Consider the following 17,702-nt stretch of genomic DNA (forward strand, 5'->3'; position numbering starts at 1 on the left):
GGTCAGGTCGCACTCAGGCGCTCCACGGTCTTGGCCCACATCTCGTCCACCGGCGCCTCGAGCTTCAACTCGCCACCATCCGGCAGGGGCACGGTCAACGCATAAGCGTGGAGGAACAGGCGTTTACCCCCCAGATCACGAATTTCGCGACTGAAGTCTTCATCGCCGTACTTGCTGTCACCGGCGATCATGTGCCCGGCATGGAGCGTGTGCACACGGATCTGGTGGGTGCGACCGGTAATCGGTCGCGCCTCGACCATGGTGGCGAACTCACCGAAGCGGCGCAGCACACGGAAAAGCGTCAACGCCTCCTTGCCCTCTTCGTCTACCTCGACCATGCGCTCTCCCGAGCGCAGGTTGCTTTTCTGCAGGGGCGCATTGACCTGTTTCTTCGAGGTTGGCCAGTGCCCGCGCACCAAAGCCATGTAGCGCTTGTCGACGCCATCGCCGCGCAGGGCTGCGTGCAGGTGACGCAGCATGCTGCGCTTCTTGGCGATCATCAGCAGCCCCGAAGTGTCGCGGTCCAGTCGGTGCACCAGTTCGAGCTCCTTGGCATCCGGACGCAACTGACGCAGCGCCTCGATCACCCCGAAACTCAGGCCACTGCCGCCGTGCACGGCGATACCGGCAGGCTTGTTCATCACGATCAGCGCCTTGTCTTCGTAGACGATCGCCGCTTCCAGCCGCTGCAACAACCCCTGCGCCACGGGAGCAGGCTCGTCGCGCTCGGGCAATCGGACAGGCGGCACGCGCACGATGTCACCAGCCTGCAGCTTGTATTCGGGCTTGATGCGCCCCTTGTTCACCCGCACCTCTCCCTTGCGCAGGATGCGATAGACCAGGGTCTTGGGCACGCCCTTGAGGGCCGTGATGAGGAAGTTGTCGATGCGTTGGCCGGCAAGTTCCGGCGCGACTTCGATCAGCTGAACGCCGGAAGTCGGGGGATTATTGGTCGTCATTGCTGGATCATAACAATTTTTTATGGAATTGAAGCACTTAATGATTACTGCTATAGTCGCGAACGCCGCCAAAAGCGGTAGGTCAGTACCGCACGGTTTCGAACCGGCCCTGACCAACGCAATTCTCGAGGACGCGAGGCCGTCCGACGGGGTTTTCGCCAGTTTACCGAAATGCCTGGAATCGCCACCAGCGCCGAGCAGAGAAGAACGAAAAAAAACGACAAGTGCGGTGTTTCACCTCCCTCCTGTTCTTTTTCGCATGCCCCTGCCCCGCCTCGTCGCTTCCGTGCAGCGCCTGGCGAATGCTTCGGAAATACCTGCCTTGGACATGAATGGCGCCAGCCCAGAATCTGCGCTGGCGAAAAATGCAACCCGTTGCGGATTCAGCGCGCGGCAGCACCCGAATTATCAGGGATACGTGCAGGGTGGAGATGTACAGCCCGGACCGTACAGCACGGCCGGCCACCGGCCCACTGTAATGGCCCGGCGAGCGGAACCGGTGTTTGCAGATGCCCCAGAGGCGTCCACGGCCCTCGGCTGATTCCTCCTCCTGACTGAGTGCGATAGGCACCGCAGCAAACAGGACGCGTCGTCGCGACAACGGCAGGCTGGGCAACCGGCTGGTGCCGAACGTCGTTTGACACGGGGGTGGCACGCCACCCTTTGCGCACCTTGGCACCGACCATGAGAAGTCGTGTGTGCCGAACGCCGTTTCCGGCAGCCCGGAAACCGACGGTACAACATGAAAAGAATGCTGATTAACGCGACTCAACCCGAAGAGTTGCGTGTAGCCCTGGTGGATGGCCAACGCCTCTACGACCTGGATATCGAATCCGGCGCGCGTGAGCAGAAAAAGGCCAACATCTACAAAGGCAAGATCACCCGCATCGAACCCAGCCTCGAAGCCGCCTTCGTCGACTTCGGTTCCGAACGTCACGGCTTCCTGCCGCTGAAGGAAATCTCCCGCGAGTATTTCAAGAAGTCGCCTGAAGGTCGGGTGAACATCAAGGAAGTGCTGAGCGAAGGCCAGGAAGTCATCGTCCAGGTCGAGAAAGAAGAACGTGGCAACAAGGGCGCGGCCCTGACCACCTTCATCAGCCTCGCCGGCCGCTACCTGGTCCTGATGCCGAACAACCCACGCGCTGGCGGCATTTCCCGCCGCATCGAAGGCGAAGAGCGCAACGAGCTGCGCGAAGCCCTCAACGGCCTGACCGTTCCCGGCGACATGGGCCTGATCGTGCGCACTGCAGGCCTGGGCCGCAGCAGCGAAGAGATGCAGTGGGACCTCGACTACCTGCTGCAGCTCTGGACCGCCATCAAGGAAGCCTCCCAGGACCGCGTCGCGCCTTTCCTGATCTACCAGGAAAGCAATGTCATCATCCGCGCCATTCGCGACTACCTGCGCCAGGACATCGGCGAAGTACTGATCGACAGCATCGACGCCCAGGAAGAAGCCCTGACCTTCATCCGCCAGGTGATGCCGCAGTACGCCAGCAAGGTCAAGCTGTACGAAGACAGCGTCCCGCTGTTCAACCGCTTCCAGATCGAAAGCCAGATCGAGACCGCCTTCCAGCGTGTGGTCGACCTGCCGTCCGGCGGTTCGATCGTCATCGATCCGACCGAAGCCCTGGTCTCCATCGACATCAACTCGGCGCGCGCCACCAAAGGCAGCGACATCGAGGAAACCGCCCTGCAGACCAACCTGGAAGCGGCTGAGGAAATCGCCCGCCAGCTGCGCCTGCGTGACATCGGCGGCCTGATCGTCATCGACTTCATCGACATGACCCCGGCCAAGAACCAGCGCGCCGTCGAGGAACGCGTACGCGAATGCCTCGAAGCCGACCGCGCCCGCGTCCAGGTCGGTCGCATATCGCGCTTCGGCCTGCTGGAGATGTCCCGCCAGCGCCTGCGTCCGTCGCTGGGCGAAAGCAGCGGCATCGTCTGCCCACGCTGCTCGGGCACCGGCATCATCCGTGACGTCGAATCCCTCTCGCTGGCGATCCTGCGCCTGATCGAGGAAGAAGCGCTGAAGGACCGTACCGCCGAGGTACGCGCACAAGTGCCGATCCCGGTAGCTGCCTTCCTGCTCAACGAGAAGCGCAACTCGATCACCAAGATCGAACTGCGCACCCGTGCGCGCATCATCATCCTGCCGAACGATCACCTGGAAACCCCGCACTTCGAAGTCCAGCGCCTGCGCGACGACAATCCGGACGTGCTGAACAACCAGTCGAGCTATGAGATCGCCACCAGCGAAGCCGAGGAAGCGCCGCAACCAACCGCTACCCGCACCCTGGTTCGCCAGGAAGCTGCAGTGAAGACCGCTCCGGCTCGTACCAACGCCCCTGAGCCGAGCGCGAGCGAAGCACAACCTGCTGCAACCGCTCCAGCGCCTGTCGCTGCGCCAGAGCCAAGCCTGTTCAAGGGTCTGGTCAAGTCGCTGGTCAGCCTGTTCGCCGGCAAGGAAGAACCTGTCGTCGCTCCGGCCGCTACTCCCGAGAAGCCAACCACCGAGCGCACCCAGCGCAACGAGGAGCGCCGCAACGGCCGTCAGCAGAGCCGCAACCGCAATGGCCGCCGCGATGAAGACCGCAAACCGCGTGAAGAGCGCGGTGAGCGCGCCCCACGCGAAGAGCGCCAGCCACGTGAAGAGCGTGCGCCACGCGAAGAGCGCGCACCTCGTGAAGAACGTGCTCCACGCGAAGAACGTGCTCCACGTCAACCGCGCGAAGACCGTCGCGGTAATCGTGAAGAACGCGTCCGCGAATTGCGCGAGCCACTGGATACCGCCCCGGCGGCCCGTGAGGAGCGTGCTCCACGCGAAGAGCGTGCACCTCGCGAGGAACGCGTAGCCCGCGAAGAGCGCACACCACGCGAAGAGCGTGCGCCACGCGAAGAGCGCGCACCTCGTGAAGAGCGTCCAGCCCGTGAGGAACGCGCATCACGCGAGGAGCGTGAAGAGCGCGCACCACGTGAAGAACGCCAACCACGCCAGCCGCGCGAAGAGCGCCAGCCACGCGCCGCCGAACAGGCTGCCGAGGCAAGCGAGGAGCAACTGCCGAACGAAGAACTGCTGCAGGACGAGCAGGAAGGTGCCGATGGCGAGCGCCCTCGTCGCCGCTCCCGTGGCCAGCGTCGTCGCAGCAACCGTCGTGAGCGCCAGCGCAATGCCAATGGCGAGCTGATCGACGGCGACGAAGAAGCCGGCGAAGAGCAACAGCCACAGCAGCACAAAGCCACTGAGCTGGGTGCCGAACTGGCCGCAGGCCTGGCGGTCACCGCCGCCGTTGCCAGCAGCAATATCAGCGCCGACGCCGAGGCCCAGGCCAACCAGCAGGCCGAGCGCGCTACCGCTACCGTCGTCGAGACCGACGACCGTGAAGTAGTTCAGAGCACCGAGCCGGCAGAGGTTGTCGCCAAGGCCGAGGAAGTCGCGATCGCGCCTGTTGTCGAGCAGCCGGTCAATGAACCTGTGGCCGTGGTCGAACCCGGTATCGAGCCTGTCGTCGAAGCACCTGCACAACCACAGGCCGAAGTGGCCACAAGCGAGCCTGCGCCTGCAGTCGAAGCACCAGCCATCGAAGCACCGGCCGTGGAAGCGGGCGAAGCAGAGAAAGCACCGGTTGCTGAAACTGTCGTAGAGCAAGCACCTGCTGCCGAAGCCGAAGTGATCGAGCCTGTCGTGGTCGAGCCAGTGGCTGTCGAGGCAGCACCGGTCGTCGCCGAAGCAGCCCCTGCCGAGGCGCCTGCGCCTGCTGCAGCCGAAGCGGCTCCTGTCGAAGAGCCGGCTGTCGCCGAAGCGACCACCATCATACTGCCGAACGGCCGTGCGCCGAACGACCCGCGTGAAGTGCGTCGCCGCAAGCGTGAGGCTGAAGCCGCCGCTGCTGCCGCAGCCCAGGCTGCCGCCGAAGCGGCCCCGGCGCTGGAAACCACCGAGGATGAGCACAAACCTCACCACGGCTGATTCCGACAGCTGAATGAAAAACCCCCGCCAGTTCGCACTGGCGGGGGTTTTTCTTTATCGCTCAAAACCCAGGGAAGCAGGGCCAGCCTGACAGGTGGCAATCAGTACAGATTCGGCTCCATCTCCAACTCGACGCCGAACCGCTCCAGAATATCTGCCTGGATTCGCTGCGCCAGGGCATGCAACTGTGCGCCACTCGCCTGGCCGTAGTTGACCAGCACCAGCGACTGCAAACGATGCACTCCAGCATCACCCTCACGGTAGCCCTTCCAGCCCGCCTGCTCGATCAGCCAGCCTGCCGCCAGCTTGACCTGCCCCTCAGCCTGGGGATAAGCCACCAGGTTCGGATAACGCGCGCGAATACCCTCGGCCAACTGCGCCGAGACCACCGGGTTCTTGAAGAAGCTGCCAGCATTGCCCAGCTCCGCCGGATCCGGAAGCTTTTCGCGACGAATACTGCAGATGGCATCGCTGATGGCCTGTGCAGTCACCTCCTGCACACCCTGCTCTTGCAGGCGCTGTCGAACCGGCCCGTAGTCCAGGTGCGCACGCAATGTACGACTCAGCACGAAACGCACCCGCAGGATCAACCAACGACCTGGGTTGCGCTTGAACACGCTGTCGCGATAGGCGAACGCACATTCGTCCAGCGTGAAGTCACGCAACTCGCCAGTCTCACGATCCAGAGCGGTCAAGCCTGCGAACACATCCTTGATCTCGACCCCGTACGCGCCGACGTTCTGCATCGGTGCCGCGCCGACCGTACCGGGAATCAGGCTTAGGTTCTCCAGCCCGCACAGGCCCTGCGCCAGGCTCCATTGCACGAAAGGATGCCAGGGTTCGCCTGACTCGGCCTCGATCACGACACACTCGCCATCATCACTGAGGATGCGTCGGCCACAACTGGCCATGTGCAGCACCAAGGCATCGACGTCGCGTGTCAGCAACAGGTTGCTGCCGCCACCGACAATCAGCACCGGCAGCTGCCGTTGCTCGGCCAGCTTCAGGGCCTGGCGAACTTCTTCGTCGTCATGGGCCTGGGTGAGGTAGCGCGCTGCGACGTCGATACCGAAGGTGTTGAACGGCTTGAGCGATACACGCTCCTGCCACTGCGCTGTCATAACCGCCCCTTGATTTCCACGACCAGCTCATGGCAGGCCGCTTCGATCAGGTCCAGAACCTGCTCGAATCCCTCGGCACCGCCATAGTAAGGGTCCGGCACCTCGTCCAGCGCCGCGCCATACCTGCGCAGAAACAGGTCGAGTTCGCCGCGAGCATCGTGTGGGCGCAGCGCCTGCAGATTACCCAGATTGCTCTTGTCCATGGCCAGGATCAGATCGTACTCACCGAAGTGAGCGGCCTTGACCTGCTGCGCGCGCTGGCGCGACAAGTCATACCCCCGCGCCAGGGCAGCCTTGCAGGTGCGACTATCGGGCGCCTTGCCCACGTGCCAGCCTCCGGTCCCTGCAGACGCCACCTGTACGCGCTCAGCGAGTCCGGCAACCTGTAACTGGTGGCGCAGCACACCCTCGGCGGTGGGTGAACGGCAGATATTGCCCAGGCAAACGAACAGTACGCGCATCAGGCCTCCAGCAAGCGCCGGACGCGCTCCAGGTCTTCAGGGGTGTCGACACCCACCGCGGGCGCTTCGATGGCGTCCTCGACGTGGATCCGCACGCCATGCCAAAGCGCCCGCAACTGCTCCAGGGCCTCGGTCTGCTCGAGCCAGCACGGGCCCCAGCCGACGAAATCCTGCAGGAAGCCGACACGGTAGGCATACATGCCGATATGACGGCGATACGGCACACCTTCCGGCAGCACGTCGCGCTGTTTGGCGAAGGCATCGCGCGCCCAGGGCAGCGGCGCACGGCTGAAGGTCAGGGCAAGGCCGTTCTTGTCGCTGACCACCTTGACCGCGTTGGGGTTGAACACGCTTTGCGGCTCGTGGATCGGCTCGGCCAGGGTTGCGATACCCGCCTCGGGGTGAGCAGCCAGGTTGGCGGCCACCTGATCGATGATCACCGGCGGGATCAACGGTTCGTCGCCCTGCACGTTGACCACGATGGCGTCTGGCGGCAAGCCCAGGTGCGCGACGACCTCGGCCAGGCGATCGGTGCCCGACTCATGGTCGGCACGGGTCATCAGCGCTTCGGCGCCAAAGGCCTGGCATGCCTCGAGGATGCTGGCATCGTCGGTAGCAATGACTACCCGTGCAGCACCGCTCTTGCGCGCCTGCTCCCAGACATGCTGGATCATCGGCTTGCCAGCGATCGGCAGCAACGGCTTGCCCGGCAGGCGCGTCGAGCGCAGCCGGGCAGGAATTACCACAGTGAAGTCCAGGCTCATTTGTCCAGACGCTCGTCGTCGCTCAGGGTGCGCGCCTCGCTCTCCAGCATGACCGGGATGCCGTCGCGGATCGGATAGGCCAGGCCGGCGCCCTTGCTGATCAGCTCAGTCTTGTCGGCGCTGAGCTTGAGCGGGCTTTTGGTGATCGGGCAGGCCAGGATATCGAGCAGTTTGGTGTCCATGGAGGTGTCCTTGAGGCCGAAGGCCGGAAAGTGGAAGTGATTCAAGGCAGCAGACGAGCGAGCTGCGCATCGAACCAGGCGACGAAGGATGGAGACGGTTCGGCATCTACGGCCAGGTACCACCAGTCGTCACCTGCAAAGTCACGGCATTTCACCGCGTCCTTTTCGGTCATGACCAATGGCAGTGGTGGTTCGAATGCCAGGCTCTGGGCATTGAACTGCGCATGGTCGGCGAAAGGATGCGGCACAGGCTGCCAGTCTAGCCCTTGCAAGGTATTGAAGAAACGTTGCGGGTTGCCAATGCCAGCTACGGCATGAAGGGCCTGACCCGCAGGAAAATGTGCGAGTGGACGGCGCTCGCCGGTGCGCAGATTGACCAATGCACTCGGGCGCAGACCGAACGCGAATCCACCCGACGGATCGACGGTGGCACCGTTGTGCAGCACTGCACCGACGCCCTCCAGGCGCTCGACCGGCTCACGCAAAGGGCCGGCAGGCAGGCATCGGCCGTTGCCAAGGCCGCGGGCCGCGTCGATCAGCACCAGCTCCAGGTCGCGCGCCAGCCGGTAATGCTGCATGCCGTCATCACAGAGAATCAGGTCCAAGGACTCGCTGGCCAACAGCGCTTGCACGGCACGGGATCGGTCAGGGTCGATCATCAGCGGCACGTCGGTACGCTGCACGATCAGCAACGGTTCATCTCCAGCCTGCACAGCGCTCTGGCTGGCCTGGACCCGCCAAGGGAAATGCGGCGGCTTGGCGCCATATCCACGGCTGACCACACCAACCTTCAGCCCCTGGCTTCGACAATGTTCAATCAGCCAGAGGATCATCGGCGTCTTGCCGGTTCCTCCGACAGTGATATTACCCACCACGACGACCGGCACCGGAGCCCGATAGCTGGGGCTTTCGCCACTGAGGAAACGCGCACGCTTACGCGTCACCACACGCCGGTAAAGGGCTTCGAGCGGACGCAACAGCGCCAGGGCGGGATGGCCTTGGTACCAGGCGGCGAGCAGACGATCGGCGAAAGCCATCAGGGCGTCCCCGGGGCCGCCTCGACGGTGGTCATGCGCAGGTGGCTGAAGCCGAGCTTGCCAGCAGCATCCATCGCAGTGATCACCGCCTGGTGCGGGGTCTTGCCATCGGCACTGATCGCCAGGGGCAAGGTGTTGTCTCCCCCGGATTCGCGCTCAAGTGCCTCGGTCAGGGTGGCCAGGTCACTCTTGGGTAGCAGGTGGTTGTTCACCGAATACACGCCATCGGCGCTGATCGTCACCTCCACCAGCTTGCCATCCAGCGGCGCCGCCGGTGCGCCGCTGGCAGCCTCGGGCAACTCGACGCGCAGCTGGGTCTCACGGGTGAAGGTGGTCGTGACCACGAAAAACAGCAAGAGCACGAACACCACGTCGATCAGCGATGCCAGGTTGATGTCGACGTTCTCGCGCTGTCGATTGCGCCGGAACTTCACGCCTTGCCTCCGGCCACCTCGACCTCGCGGTCGCCCTGCAGCACCTCGACCAGCTTGATCGCCTCCTGCTCCATGCCGACCACCAGCTCATCGATGCGGCGCAGCAGGAAACGGTGGAAGAATACCGCGGGGATACCCACCATCAGGCCCGCTGCGGTGGTGACCAGCGCCTTGGAGATACCACCAGCGAGGACCGCGGCGTTGGCCGTCATCTGCGAGCCCATGAACGCACTGAAAATGTCGATCATGCCGAGCACGGTGCCAAGCAGGCCGAGCAGCGGCGCCATTGCAGCGATGGTGCCCAGGGTGCTGATGTAGCGCTCGAGCTCGTGGATGACTCGGGAGGCGGCCTCCTCGATGCATTCTTTCATGATCTCGCGGCCATGGCGGGAGTTTGCCAGGCCCGCGGCGAGAATCTCGCCCAGGGGGGAGTCGGCACGCAGGGCCTTGAGCTTGTCACTGGTCAGTTGCTTGTCCTTGATCCACATCCATACCTGGCCCAACAGGTGCGGTGGCGTGACGCGACGGGCACGCAGGGTCCACAGGCGTTCGACGACAATCGCCATGGCTGCGACGGAGCTCAGAATGATCGGCAGCATCATCCAGCCGCCGGACTTGACCAATTCCCACACAGTAAGCATCCCCCTGAAAAAGGCCGCCACTCTACCATAGGCAGGCATGGGGCTCATCTGCCGAAGGTCAGCGGGCTGTCGGGTGATTCGCATATTTCAGGCCTGCACAACCTACGAAGGCGGCTCACGCCAAAAGCGCCGGTGCGCACGCAATCCCTCGACCTCTCCCCGACTGCCCAGTTGCAGGCGCAGCGCCCCGTGCAATGCCGTGTCATGCACCGCCAACCCATGCCGCCGATAGCGCTCGATTACCTGCGGGTGCGGGTGACCAAAGCCATTGTATCGCCCACGGGAAATCATCACGCCACGCGGCGCGATAGCGCGGATGAAGGGCTCGGTGGAGGAACTGCGGCTGCCGTGATGCGGTGACTGCAGCCAGTCGACACGCGCCGCATCGGCGGATACCAGCCAGGCGCGCTCGGCGGCTGCCTCCATGTCACCAGCCAGCAGCAAGCGCTCGCCCTGAGCCTCGACCAGCAGCACGCAGGAGCGGTCGTTACTGCTCTTGCCACCCGGCCAGTGCCAAAGCGAGAAAATCACGCCATCCCACTCCCAGCGCTCACCACTGCTGCATACCTGCGCGCCCAAGGATACGGGCAACTCCCGTGCCTCGCCAGCCAGCACCCGCGCCACCGGCAGGCCGCGCTGCACGGCCAGAGCGCCACCAGCGTGGTCGGCATGTGCATGGCTGATCAGCATCAGATCGAGCCGGTTGACGCCCAACCCGCGCAAGGTCGGCAATACCACGCTCTGCCCAAGGTCACTGGTGCCCATCGCCGGCCCGGCATCGTAGAGCAGGCTGTGATGCTGCGTGCGCAGCAACACCGCCAGGCCCTGACCGACATCCAGTTGCCACACCTCCACCTCTGCGTGCGGCACCTGCTCGCGAGGCGTCCACAGCGCCAGCAGCATCACCGCACCCAGCCCTCGCAGCGGCACGCCACGTGGCAGCAGGAGCAGCACCGCACCCGCACAGACCAACCCCCACGCCCACAGCGAAAGCGACGGGGGCGTCCAGGCTGGCCGCCATTCGGCCAGCAGGCCGAGCCCGCGAAACATCAGGTCGATCAATCCACCTGCCAGCCACAGCAATGACTCGCCCACCCCCGTCAACGGCAATGCTACCGTTCCAAGCAGGGCCAACGGCAACACCGCCAGGCTAATCCAAGGTACTGCCAGGAGATTGACCAAGGGCGCGGTCAGACTGACCGGTAGCCCCAACGCCAGCAGCGCGGGCAACAAACCGACAGCGATCGCCCATTGAGCGCGACTCCAGGCCTGCCAAGGCCGCCAGCCACCCAGGCGCGCGCTGAAGGAGTAGATCAATACCGCCACCGCAGCAAAAGACAGCCAGAAGCCCGGCATCAGGCTGGCCAAGGGCTCGAACAGCAATACGCCGACCAATGCCAGCAACAGGGGGAAAAACGCTCCTAAATGACGAAAGCGCAGACGCCAGGCCAAGACAGTGGCCAGCATCAGGCAGGCACGCTGCACCGGCACCTGAAAGCCAGCGAGCGCGCCATAAGCCAGGGCTGCCGCCATCGCCAGGCCACACGCCCAAGGCAACCAGGGTAGCCTCCCAGGCCAGGCGCCCAGCCGCGCCAACCCAGCAACCAGCCCATAGACCAACCCCGCCAGCAAGCCTATGTGCTGCCCCGAGATCACCATCAGGTGCACGGTGCCGGTCGCCTGCAGTGCCTGCCAGTCCTCCCGCGCCAGTCCAGAACCGTCACCGAGCACCAGCGCAGCCAGCACCGCCTCCCGCCCCTGGGCGTCCACCGCCAGCACGCGCTGGCGCAGCCTGTCGCGCCAGCCCCCGGTTGCCGGAGCCAGCATCTCCCCGGCCTTGACCGATCCGGTGGCACCTATTCGCCGCGCCAGCAGCATCGCTTCGCGGTCGGGACCATGAGGATTGAGCAGCCCCTGAGGGCGTCTGAGGTTGACCGCGAGTCGCCAGCGCTCGCCAGCCCTGACCATGGGACCCTCGAACCAGCTCAGTTGCATCCGGCGGGGCAATTGCGCACGTCGGGACTGCGCTTCGTCCAGATCGAAACGCACGCTGCGACCAGACTGGGTCGCCAGCCCTATTACCCTGCCCTCCAGCCACAGCGTGCGCCCATCGAGCTCGGCGACCAGACGATCATCAAGGGCCTGCTGCGCCGACCAGCAGGCCCAGCTCATCCCCAACAGGAACCACCCTATCGGCCACGCACGAGTGAACAGGCACATCAGTGCCGACAAGAACAGAAGGAACAGCCACCCGACCGACGGCAAGGTAGGCAAGAGACCCAGGCTCAACAACCCGAGCGCCAGCGCAGACATCCCTGTGCGCATGAAGTAAAGCTCCGCAGCGTAATCGCCCCGTCAGGCTAGGCCTGTTTGGCCGCCGAGCTCACTCAACAATTGTCACAAACTCTGAACGAGGCTGACGTGGAATCAAGGCATACTCGCCCTATTCGAGCCCCGGGAGCCTACATGCCGCGCCGTCTCTTCAAACGCTACATGCCGGATCCGACCAGCATTCGGGAACACAAGTCCTTACGCTTTTTCGGCCGATTGCTGCACGACCCCAACCTCTGGCACCTGAATCGCCATTCGGTGGCGCGAGCCATGGGCGTCGGGCTGTTCGCGGCGCTCATCCCCATCCCCATGCAGATGCTGCTGGCTGCCGCCCTGGCGATACCGGTACGCGGCAACCTGCCCATCGCGGTCAGCCTGGTCTGGCTGACCAACCCGCTGACCATGCCGCCGGTGTTCTTCGTCACCTACATGACCGGCGCCTGGCTGATGCAGATTCCCCCGCGAACGCTACCGGAGGAACTGACCTTCGAATGGATCACTGACCAGTTGTCCACCGTCTGGCAGCCGTTCCTGCTCGGCTCGGTGGTGTGCGGCGTGATACTGGGCCTGGCCGCCTACTTCACCACCTTGCTCTACTGGCGCTGGTGGGTCGGCCGGCAGTGGCGCCGGCGCAAATGCAGGATGTCATGCACGCATGCCGCGACCACTGACCAGCAGGCGGACGCACAGGGCATAGAGCACCACGGTAGCCACCAGCATGAAGGTGATCGCCGTACCAATGCTGATATCCGACACCCCTAGAATGCCGTAGCGGAACGAGTTGACCATGTGCAGCACCGGGTTCGCCAGCGACACGGTCTGCCAGAAAGGTGGCAGCAGGTTGATGGAGTAGAACACGCCACCCAGGTAGGTCAGCGGTGTCAGAACAAAAGTCGGGATGATCGAGATATCGTCGAAGTTGCGCGCAAACACGGCATTGACGAACCCCAGTAGCGAGAAGATCGTCGCCGTCAGCAACACCACGACGATGGTCACACCCAGGTGATGCACCTGCAGATGGGTGAAGAACATCGACAGGAGAGTCACGATCACGCCCACCGCCAGGCCACGCAACACACCACCAAGGGTGTAGCCGACAAGAATGGTGTGCGGCGAGACCGGCGAGACCATCAACTCCTCGATCGAACGCTGGAACTTGCTGCCGAAGAAGCTCGATACCACGTTGCCGTAGGAGTTGGTGATCACCGACATCATGATCAGCCCCGGCACGATGTACTCCATGTAGGTGAAGCCACCCATGTCGCCGATCTGACGGCCGATCAGGTTACCAAAGATGACAAAGTACAGAACCATGGTGATCGCCGGCGGCAGCAGGGTCTGCGGCCAGATACGCAGGAAGCGTCGAACCTCGCGATAGACAATCGTATTCAGGGCGACCCAGTTGGTGCGCAGTTCCACACTCATACCGCCACCTTCGACAGGTTCTTTTCCACCAGGGCCACGAACAACTCCTCGAGTCGGTTGGTCTTGTTGCGCAGGCTCTGCACCTCGATGTTCTGCAGCGCCAATTGGCCGAACAACGCAGTGATGCCGATATCCTTTTCTACCTGCACTTCCAGCGTATGCGGCGTGATCAGCCGGCACGGGTAGCCTTGCAGCGTCGGCGCCACGGGCAGGTCCTGCTTGAGATCGAGGACAAAGGTCTCGACATGCAGCTTGCCCAGCAACTGGCGCATGCTGGTGTTCTCGACGATGGTGCCGTGGTCGATGATGCCGATGTTGCGGCACAGCTGTTCGGCTTCCTCGAGATAGTGCGTGGTGAGGATGATGGTGATGCCTTTCTGGTTCAGCTCGGTGAGGAAACTCCACATCGAGCGACGCAGTTCGATGTCCACGCCAGCGGTCGGCTCGTCGAGGATCAACAGGCGCGGCTCATGGATCAGCGCACGGGCGATCATCAGGCGCCGCTTCATGCCGCCGGACAGCGACCGCGACTGCACGTCACGCTTGTCCCACAGCCCCAGTTGGGTGAGGTACTGCTCGGCACGCTCCTTGGCCAGCTTCGGCGGGATGCCATAGTAGCCAGCCTGGGTGACGACGATGTCGAAGGTCTTCTCGAACTGGTTGAAGTTGAACTCCTGGGGCACCACGCCGATGCTGCGCTTGAGCGCGGCAGGCTGGCGGTCCAGGTCGTGACCGAAGACATTCACCGTGCCGCTGGTCTTGTTCACCAGGGTCGAAAGAATGCCGATGGTGGTGGATTTGCCGGCGCCATTGGGGCCGAGCAAGGCGAAGAAATCACCTTCGGCGACCTCCAGGTCGATGCCCTTCAGGGCCTGAAAGCCGTTGCCGTAGGTCTTGGTCAGCTGTCTTATGGACAGGGCAGAACTCATAGCGGGTCACGTACCGAAGAAAAAGGTTCAGGACACGCCAGGTCAAGTCACTGGCGCAGTGAGTAGTGCGGCCATGGTGCAAGGCCTGACCGCACAAGTACAGTCATGTGTATCGATAGTGACTATCGAAACGGGCGGGGTATCCGCTCAAGTCAGTGCCGTCATCACCGCTTTCTGATAGGCCGGACGCGCCTTCAGGCGCTCGTACCAGGCTTGCAGGTGAGGGAGTTCGGGGCGTTCGATGGGCATCTCGAACCAGCCGTAGGCAAAGCAGCCCAGCGGAATGTCGCCCATGCCGATCTGCTCACCGGAGAGGTAGGGCTGGGTGGCCAGCGCCTTGTCGACGATCGCCAGCAACTCGCCGCACTTTTCCCGCGCAGCGTTGATCGCCGTCCAGTCACGCTCGTTCTCTGGCGTACGCAGCATGCCCCAGAACAGCGGGCGGAACGGCGCGGCGAAGGACGAGGTGGTCCAGTCCATCCATTTGTCCGCTAGGGCGCGCTGACGCGGATCGTCCAGATACCAGCCCTGCTCGGCACCATATTCGGCGCTCAGGTAGCGCACGATGGTGTTGGACTCCCAAAGGACGAAGTCGCCATCTTCGAGCAACGGCACCAGGCCATTGGGGTTGCGGTCACGGTACTCAGGCTCGTCGACCAAGCCGAACGCCCCACCGGCGTCGATCGATTCGAACTCTAGCCCCAACTCGTGGGCAATCCACAGCGCCTTGCGCACATTGCTCGAATTCTTGCGACCCCAGATCTTCAGCATGACGACGTCCTTAGTGAGTGCAGAGGGCGAACAGTCTACTCCACAGTGACGGCACCTGTACCAGCAGACAATGCGCTGAAACTCCTGTCGCCACACCCTGTCACTGTTCATAGCGAGCCATCCGGCGCATCGCGTCTAAGCTATCCGGGATGGCGCGAGCCCAAGCTTCCAAGGAGGAAGAACTATGCTGCTGTTGTGGTTGGTGGTGCTGGTGATCGGCGCCGCATATCTCACCCATCGACGTCTGGCACCGCTGCAGATCCTCGGGGTGATCGCTGCCTATGTGTTGCTGATGGGTATCTTCGCCGACGCACCCGGTTGGCTGCTGACCGTGATCTGGCTGGTGCTGGCCGCCAAGGCCGCCCTGCTGGTGCTGCCGCAGTGGCGGCGCCAGGTGTTCACCGGCCCCGTGTTCAAATGGTTCCAGCGCACCCTGCCACCCATGTCGCAGACCGAGCGCGAGGCGATCGACGCGGGTACCGTGTGGTGGGACGGCCAACTGTTCAGCGGCCAGCCTGACTGGAACACCCTGCTCGACTACCCTGCCCCCACGCTCACCGCAGAAGAACAGGCATTCATCGATGGCCCCACCGAGGAACTCTGCGCCCTGGTCAGCGACTGGCAGATCGGCCAGGACCTCGACCTGCCGCCCGCAGCCTGGGAACACATCAAGCAGCACGGCTTCTTTGCCCTGATCATTCCCAAGGAATTCGGTGGCAAGGGCTTCTCCGCCTATGCCCACTCGCAAGTGGCGATGAAACTTGCCACCCGCAGCGGCGACCTGGCCTCGACCGTGATGGTGCCCAATTCGCTCGGCCCCGCCGAACTGCTGCTGCACTATGGCACCGATGAACAGCGTAACCACTACCTGCCGCGTCTGGCCCGTGGCGACGAAATCCCCTGCTTCGCCCTCACCGGCCCACTGGCCGGCTCCGACGCAGGCGCCATGCCTGACACCGGCATCGTCTGCAAAGGAGAATGGAACGGCGAGGAAGTCATCGGCCTTCGCCTGAACTGGGAGAAGCGCTACATCACCCTCGGCCCGGTGGCCACCCTGCTGGGCCTGGCCTTCAAGGCCTACGACCCCGATCACTTGCTGGGCGAACAGGAGTCCCTGGGTATCAGCCTGGCACTCATCCCCACCGACACCCCGGGCGTGCAGATCGGCAAGCGCCATCTGCCGCTGGGTGCCGCCTTCATGAACGGCCCGAACAGCGGCAAGGACGTGTTCGTGCCCCTGGACTTCCTCATCGGCGGCAAGGACATGCTCGGCAAGGGCTGGATGATGCTGATGAACTGCCTGTCGGTCGGTCGCTCCATCTCGCTGCCCGCGGTCGGCACTGGCGCTGCCAAGTACACCAGCCTGGTCACCGGCCAGTACGCCCGCATCCGCGAGCAGTTCAACGTGCCGCTGTCCGCCTTCGAGGGCATCCAGGAATCGCTGGCACGGATAGGTGGCAACGCCTGGCTGATGGACAGCGCCCGCCTGCTCACCGCAAAGGCAGTGGACCTGGGCGAAAAACCCTCGGTGCTTTCGGCAATCCTCAAGTACCACCTGACCGAACGCGGCCGTGAATGCATCCAGCACGCCATGGACGTACACGGTGGCAAGGGCATCATCATGGGCCCGAACAACTACCTGGGTCGCAACTGGCAGGGCGCGCCGATCTTCATCACCGTCGAGGGCGCCAACATCCTGTCGCGCAACCTGATGATCTTCGGACAGGGCGCGATCCGCTGCCACCCCTTCGTCCTCAAGGAAATGGCCCTCGCCGGGCGCGAGGATCGCGAGCAGGCGCTCAACGAGTTCGACGACCTGCTGATGAAGCACATCATGTTCGCCGCCAGCAATGCTGCCAGCACCTTCGTGCTCGGGATCGGGCTGGGACGCTTCGAGAAGGCGCCGGGCGACGCCCTCAGCCAGGGCTACTTCCGTGCACTGAACCGTCAGGCGGCCGCATTCGCCTTGCTTGCCGACCTGTCGATGATGCTGCTCGGTGGCGCACTGAAGCGGCGCGAACGCCTGAGCGCGCGCCTGGGGGATGTCCTCAGCTACCTGTACCTGTCATCTGCAGCGCTCAAGCGCTATCACGACCTCGGCTCACCCGAGCACATGCAACCTCTGCTGCGCTGGGCGCTGGAAGAAAGCCTGGGGCAGGCCGAAAAGGCCCTCGATCGGCTGCTCGACAACTTCCCCAATCGCTTCATCGGCTGTGCGTTGCGGGTTCTGGTATTCCCGTTCGGTCGCCGCCATACCGGGCCAAGCGATGAACTGGATAAAGAGGTGGCTGAACTGATCGGCCGACGCAAGGGTGATCCGGCTCTGGAGGAGCTGCTGGCGGGCTGCTTCCGCCCTGACGGCGAAGGTGATCCGGTAGCCGCCCTGCAGACAGCTTGCGACCTGCTGGACGAGGTGGCGCCACTGCACAAGGCGCTGCACCAGGGGCTCAAGGAGGGCAAGGTGCATCCGGCACCGGGCCAGTCGGACATCGAAGCCGCCGTGCAGGCTGGCGTGCTGCAGGCTGATGAAGGCGAGAGACTCCATGCAGCCGAAGCTGCACGTCGGACAGTGATCGATGTGGATGCTTTCGACAAGGCACAACTGCTGCCCGTGGAGGGCAAGGTGCGCTAAGTACCGTCAGTCGCACGGATCGCCGGCACCTGACGGTCCGGCGGTCAG

The 17,702-nt window shown here is 63.7% G+C and carries 15 protein-coding genes; 3 read left to right on the top strand and 12 right to left on the bottom strand.

Going from position 1 to position 17,702, the window contains the following annotated elements; all coding sequences use genetic code 11:
• Nucleotides 1-2: 2 nt before the first annotated feature.
• Nucleotides 3-959, bottom strand: a complete 957-nt coding sequence (gene rluC / locus HU748_RS16945) for a 23S rRNA pseudouridine(955/2504/2580) synthase RluC (protein WP_186666811.1) — start codon at nucleotides 957-959, stop codon at nucleotides 3-5.
• 742 nt (nucleotides 960-1,701) lie between these two features.
• Here rluC and rne point away from each other — a divergent pair.
• Nucleotides 1,702-4,926 (top strand): ribonuclease E, encoded by a 3,225-nt coding sequence (gene rne, locus HU748_RS16950; protein WP_186721192.1) that lies wholly within the window; start codon nucleotides 1,702-1,704, stop codon nucleotides 4,924-4,926.
• 101 nt (nucleotides 4,927-5,027) lie between these two features.
• Here rne and murB read toward each other — a convergent pair whose 3' ends face one another.
• The 8 genes from murB to HU748_RS16990 all read right to left on the bottom strand — a co-directional run bounded on the left by murB (nucleotide 5,028) and on the right by HU748_RS16990 (nucleotide 11,891).
• Nucleotides 5,028-6,047, bottom strand: coding sequence for a UDP-N-acetylmuramate dehydrogenase (gene murB / locus HU748_RS16955; protein ID WP_186721193.1), 1,020 nt, complete (start codon nucleotides 6,045-6,047; stop codon nucleotides 5,028-5,030).
• A complete protein-coding gene (locus HU748_RS16960; RefSeq protein ID WP_186666814.1) occupies nucleotides 6,044-6,508 on the bottom strand; it encodes a low molecular weight protein-tyrosine-phosphatase in 465 nt (154 codons plus the stop codon). The genes murB and HU748_RS16960 overlap by 4 nt, the downstream gene beginning before the upstream one ends.
• A complete protein-coding gene (gene kdsB / locus HU748_RS16965; RefSeq protein ID WP_186666815.1) occupies nucleotides 6,508-7,272 on the bottom strand; it encodes a 3-deoxy-manno-octulosonate cytidylyltransferase in 765 nt (254 codons plus the stop codon). The genes HU748_RS16960 and kdsB overlap by 1 nt, the downstream gene beginning before the upstream one ends.
• A complete protein-coding gene (locus HU748_RS16970) occupies nucleotides 7,269-7,454 on the bottom strand; it encodes a Trm112 family protein (protein ID WP_054893060.1) in 186 nt (61 codons plus the stop codon). Before HU748_RS16970 ends, kdsB begins: the two co-directional genes overlap by 4 nt.
• Nucleotides 7,455-7,495: 41 nt before the next feature.
• Nucleotides 7,496-8,491, bottom strand: coding sequence for a tetraacyldisaccharide 4'-kinase (lpxK, locus tag HU748_RS16975; protein ID WP_186666816.1), 996 nt, complete (start codon nucleotides 8,489-8,491; stop codon nucleotides 7,496-7,498).
• Entirely contained in the window at nucleotides 8,491-8,925 is a 435-nt protein-coding gene (locus HU748_RS16980) for a biopolymer transporter ExbD (RefSeq protein ID WP_186666817.1), read from the bottom strand. The genes lpxK and HU748_RS16980 overlap by 1 nt, the downstream gene beginning before the upstream one ends.
• Nucleotides 8,922-9,557: a MotA/TolQ/ExbB proton channel family protein gene (locus HU748_RS16985; RefSeq protein WP_186721194.1), complete on the bottom strand. Its 636-nt coding sequence runs from the start codon at nucleotides 9,555-9,557 to the stop codon at nucleotides 8,922-8,924. The genes HU748_RS16980 and HU748_RS16985 overlap by 4 nt, the downstream gene beginning before the upstream one ends.
• Before the next feature lie 111 nt (nucleotides 9,558-9,668).
• Nucleotides 9,669-11,891, bottom strand: coding sequence for a DNA internalization-related competence protein ComEC/Rec2 (locus HU748_RS16990; RefSeq protein WP_186721195.1), 2,223 nt, complete (start codon nucleotides 11,889-11,891; stop codon nucleotides 9,669-9,671).
• A gap of 141 nt (nucleotides 11,892-12,032) precedes the next feature.
• Between HU748_RS16990 and HU748_RS16995 the strand changes: the two genes are divergently transcribed.
• Entirely contained in the window at nucleotides 12,033-12,659 is a 627-nt protein-coding gene (locus HU748_RS16995; RefSeq protein ID WP_186666819.1) for a DUF2062 domain-containing protein, read from the top strand.
• On the opposite strand, the gene HU748_RS17000 is transcribed toward HU748_RS16995, so the two are convergent.
• From HU748_RS17000 to HU748_RS17010, 3 genes are all read right to left on the bottom strand, one after another.
• Entirely contained in the window at nucleotides 12,543-13,322 is a 780-nt protein-coding gene (locus HU748_RS17000) for an ABC transporter permease (protein WP_186666820.1), read from the bottom strand. The genes HU748_RS16995 and HU748_RS17000 overlap by 117 nt on opposite strands.
• A complete protein-coding gene (locus HU748_RS17005) occupies nucleotides 13,319-14,251 on the bottom strand; it encodes an ABC transporter ATP-binding protein (protein ID WP_186666821.1) in 933 nt (310 codons plus the stop codon). Before HU748_RS17005 ends, HU748_RS17000 begins: the two co-directional genes overlap by 4 nt.
• Before the next feature lie 147 nt (nucleotides 14,252-14,398).
• Nucleotides 14,399-15,022 (bottom strand): glutathione S-transferase, encoded by a 624-nt coding sequence (locus tag HU748_RS17010; RefSeq protein WP_186666822.1) that lies wholly within the window; start codon nucleotides 15,020-15,022, stop codon nucleotides 14,399-14,401.
• A 184-nt stretch (nucleotides 15,023-15,206) separates the two neighbouring features.
• Here HU748_RS17010 and HU748_RS17015 point away from each other — a divergent pair, with 184 nt between their 5' ends.
• Nucleotides 15,207-17,654, top strand: a complete 2,448-nt coding sequence (locus tag HU748_RS17015) for an acyl-CoA dehydrogenase (RefSeq protein ID WP_186707971.1) — start codon at nucleotides 15,207-15,209, stop codon at nucleotides 17,652-17,654.
• Nucleotides 17,655-17,702: the final 48 nt, after the last annotated feature.

It is taken from the genome of Pseudomonas sp. RW3S2 (assembly GCF_014268955.1).
Classification (GTDB): domain Bacteria; phylum Pseudomonadota; class Gammaproteobacteria; order Pseudomonadales; family Pseudomonadaceae; genus Aquipseudomonas; species Aquipseudomonas wayambapalatensis.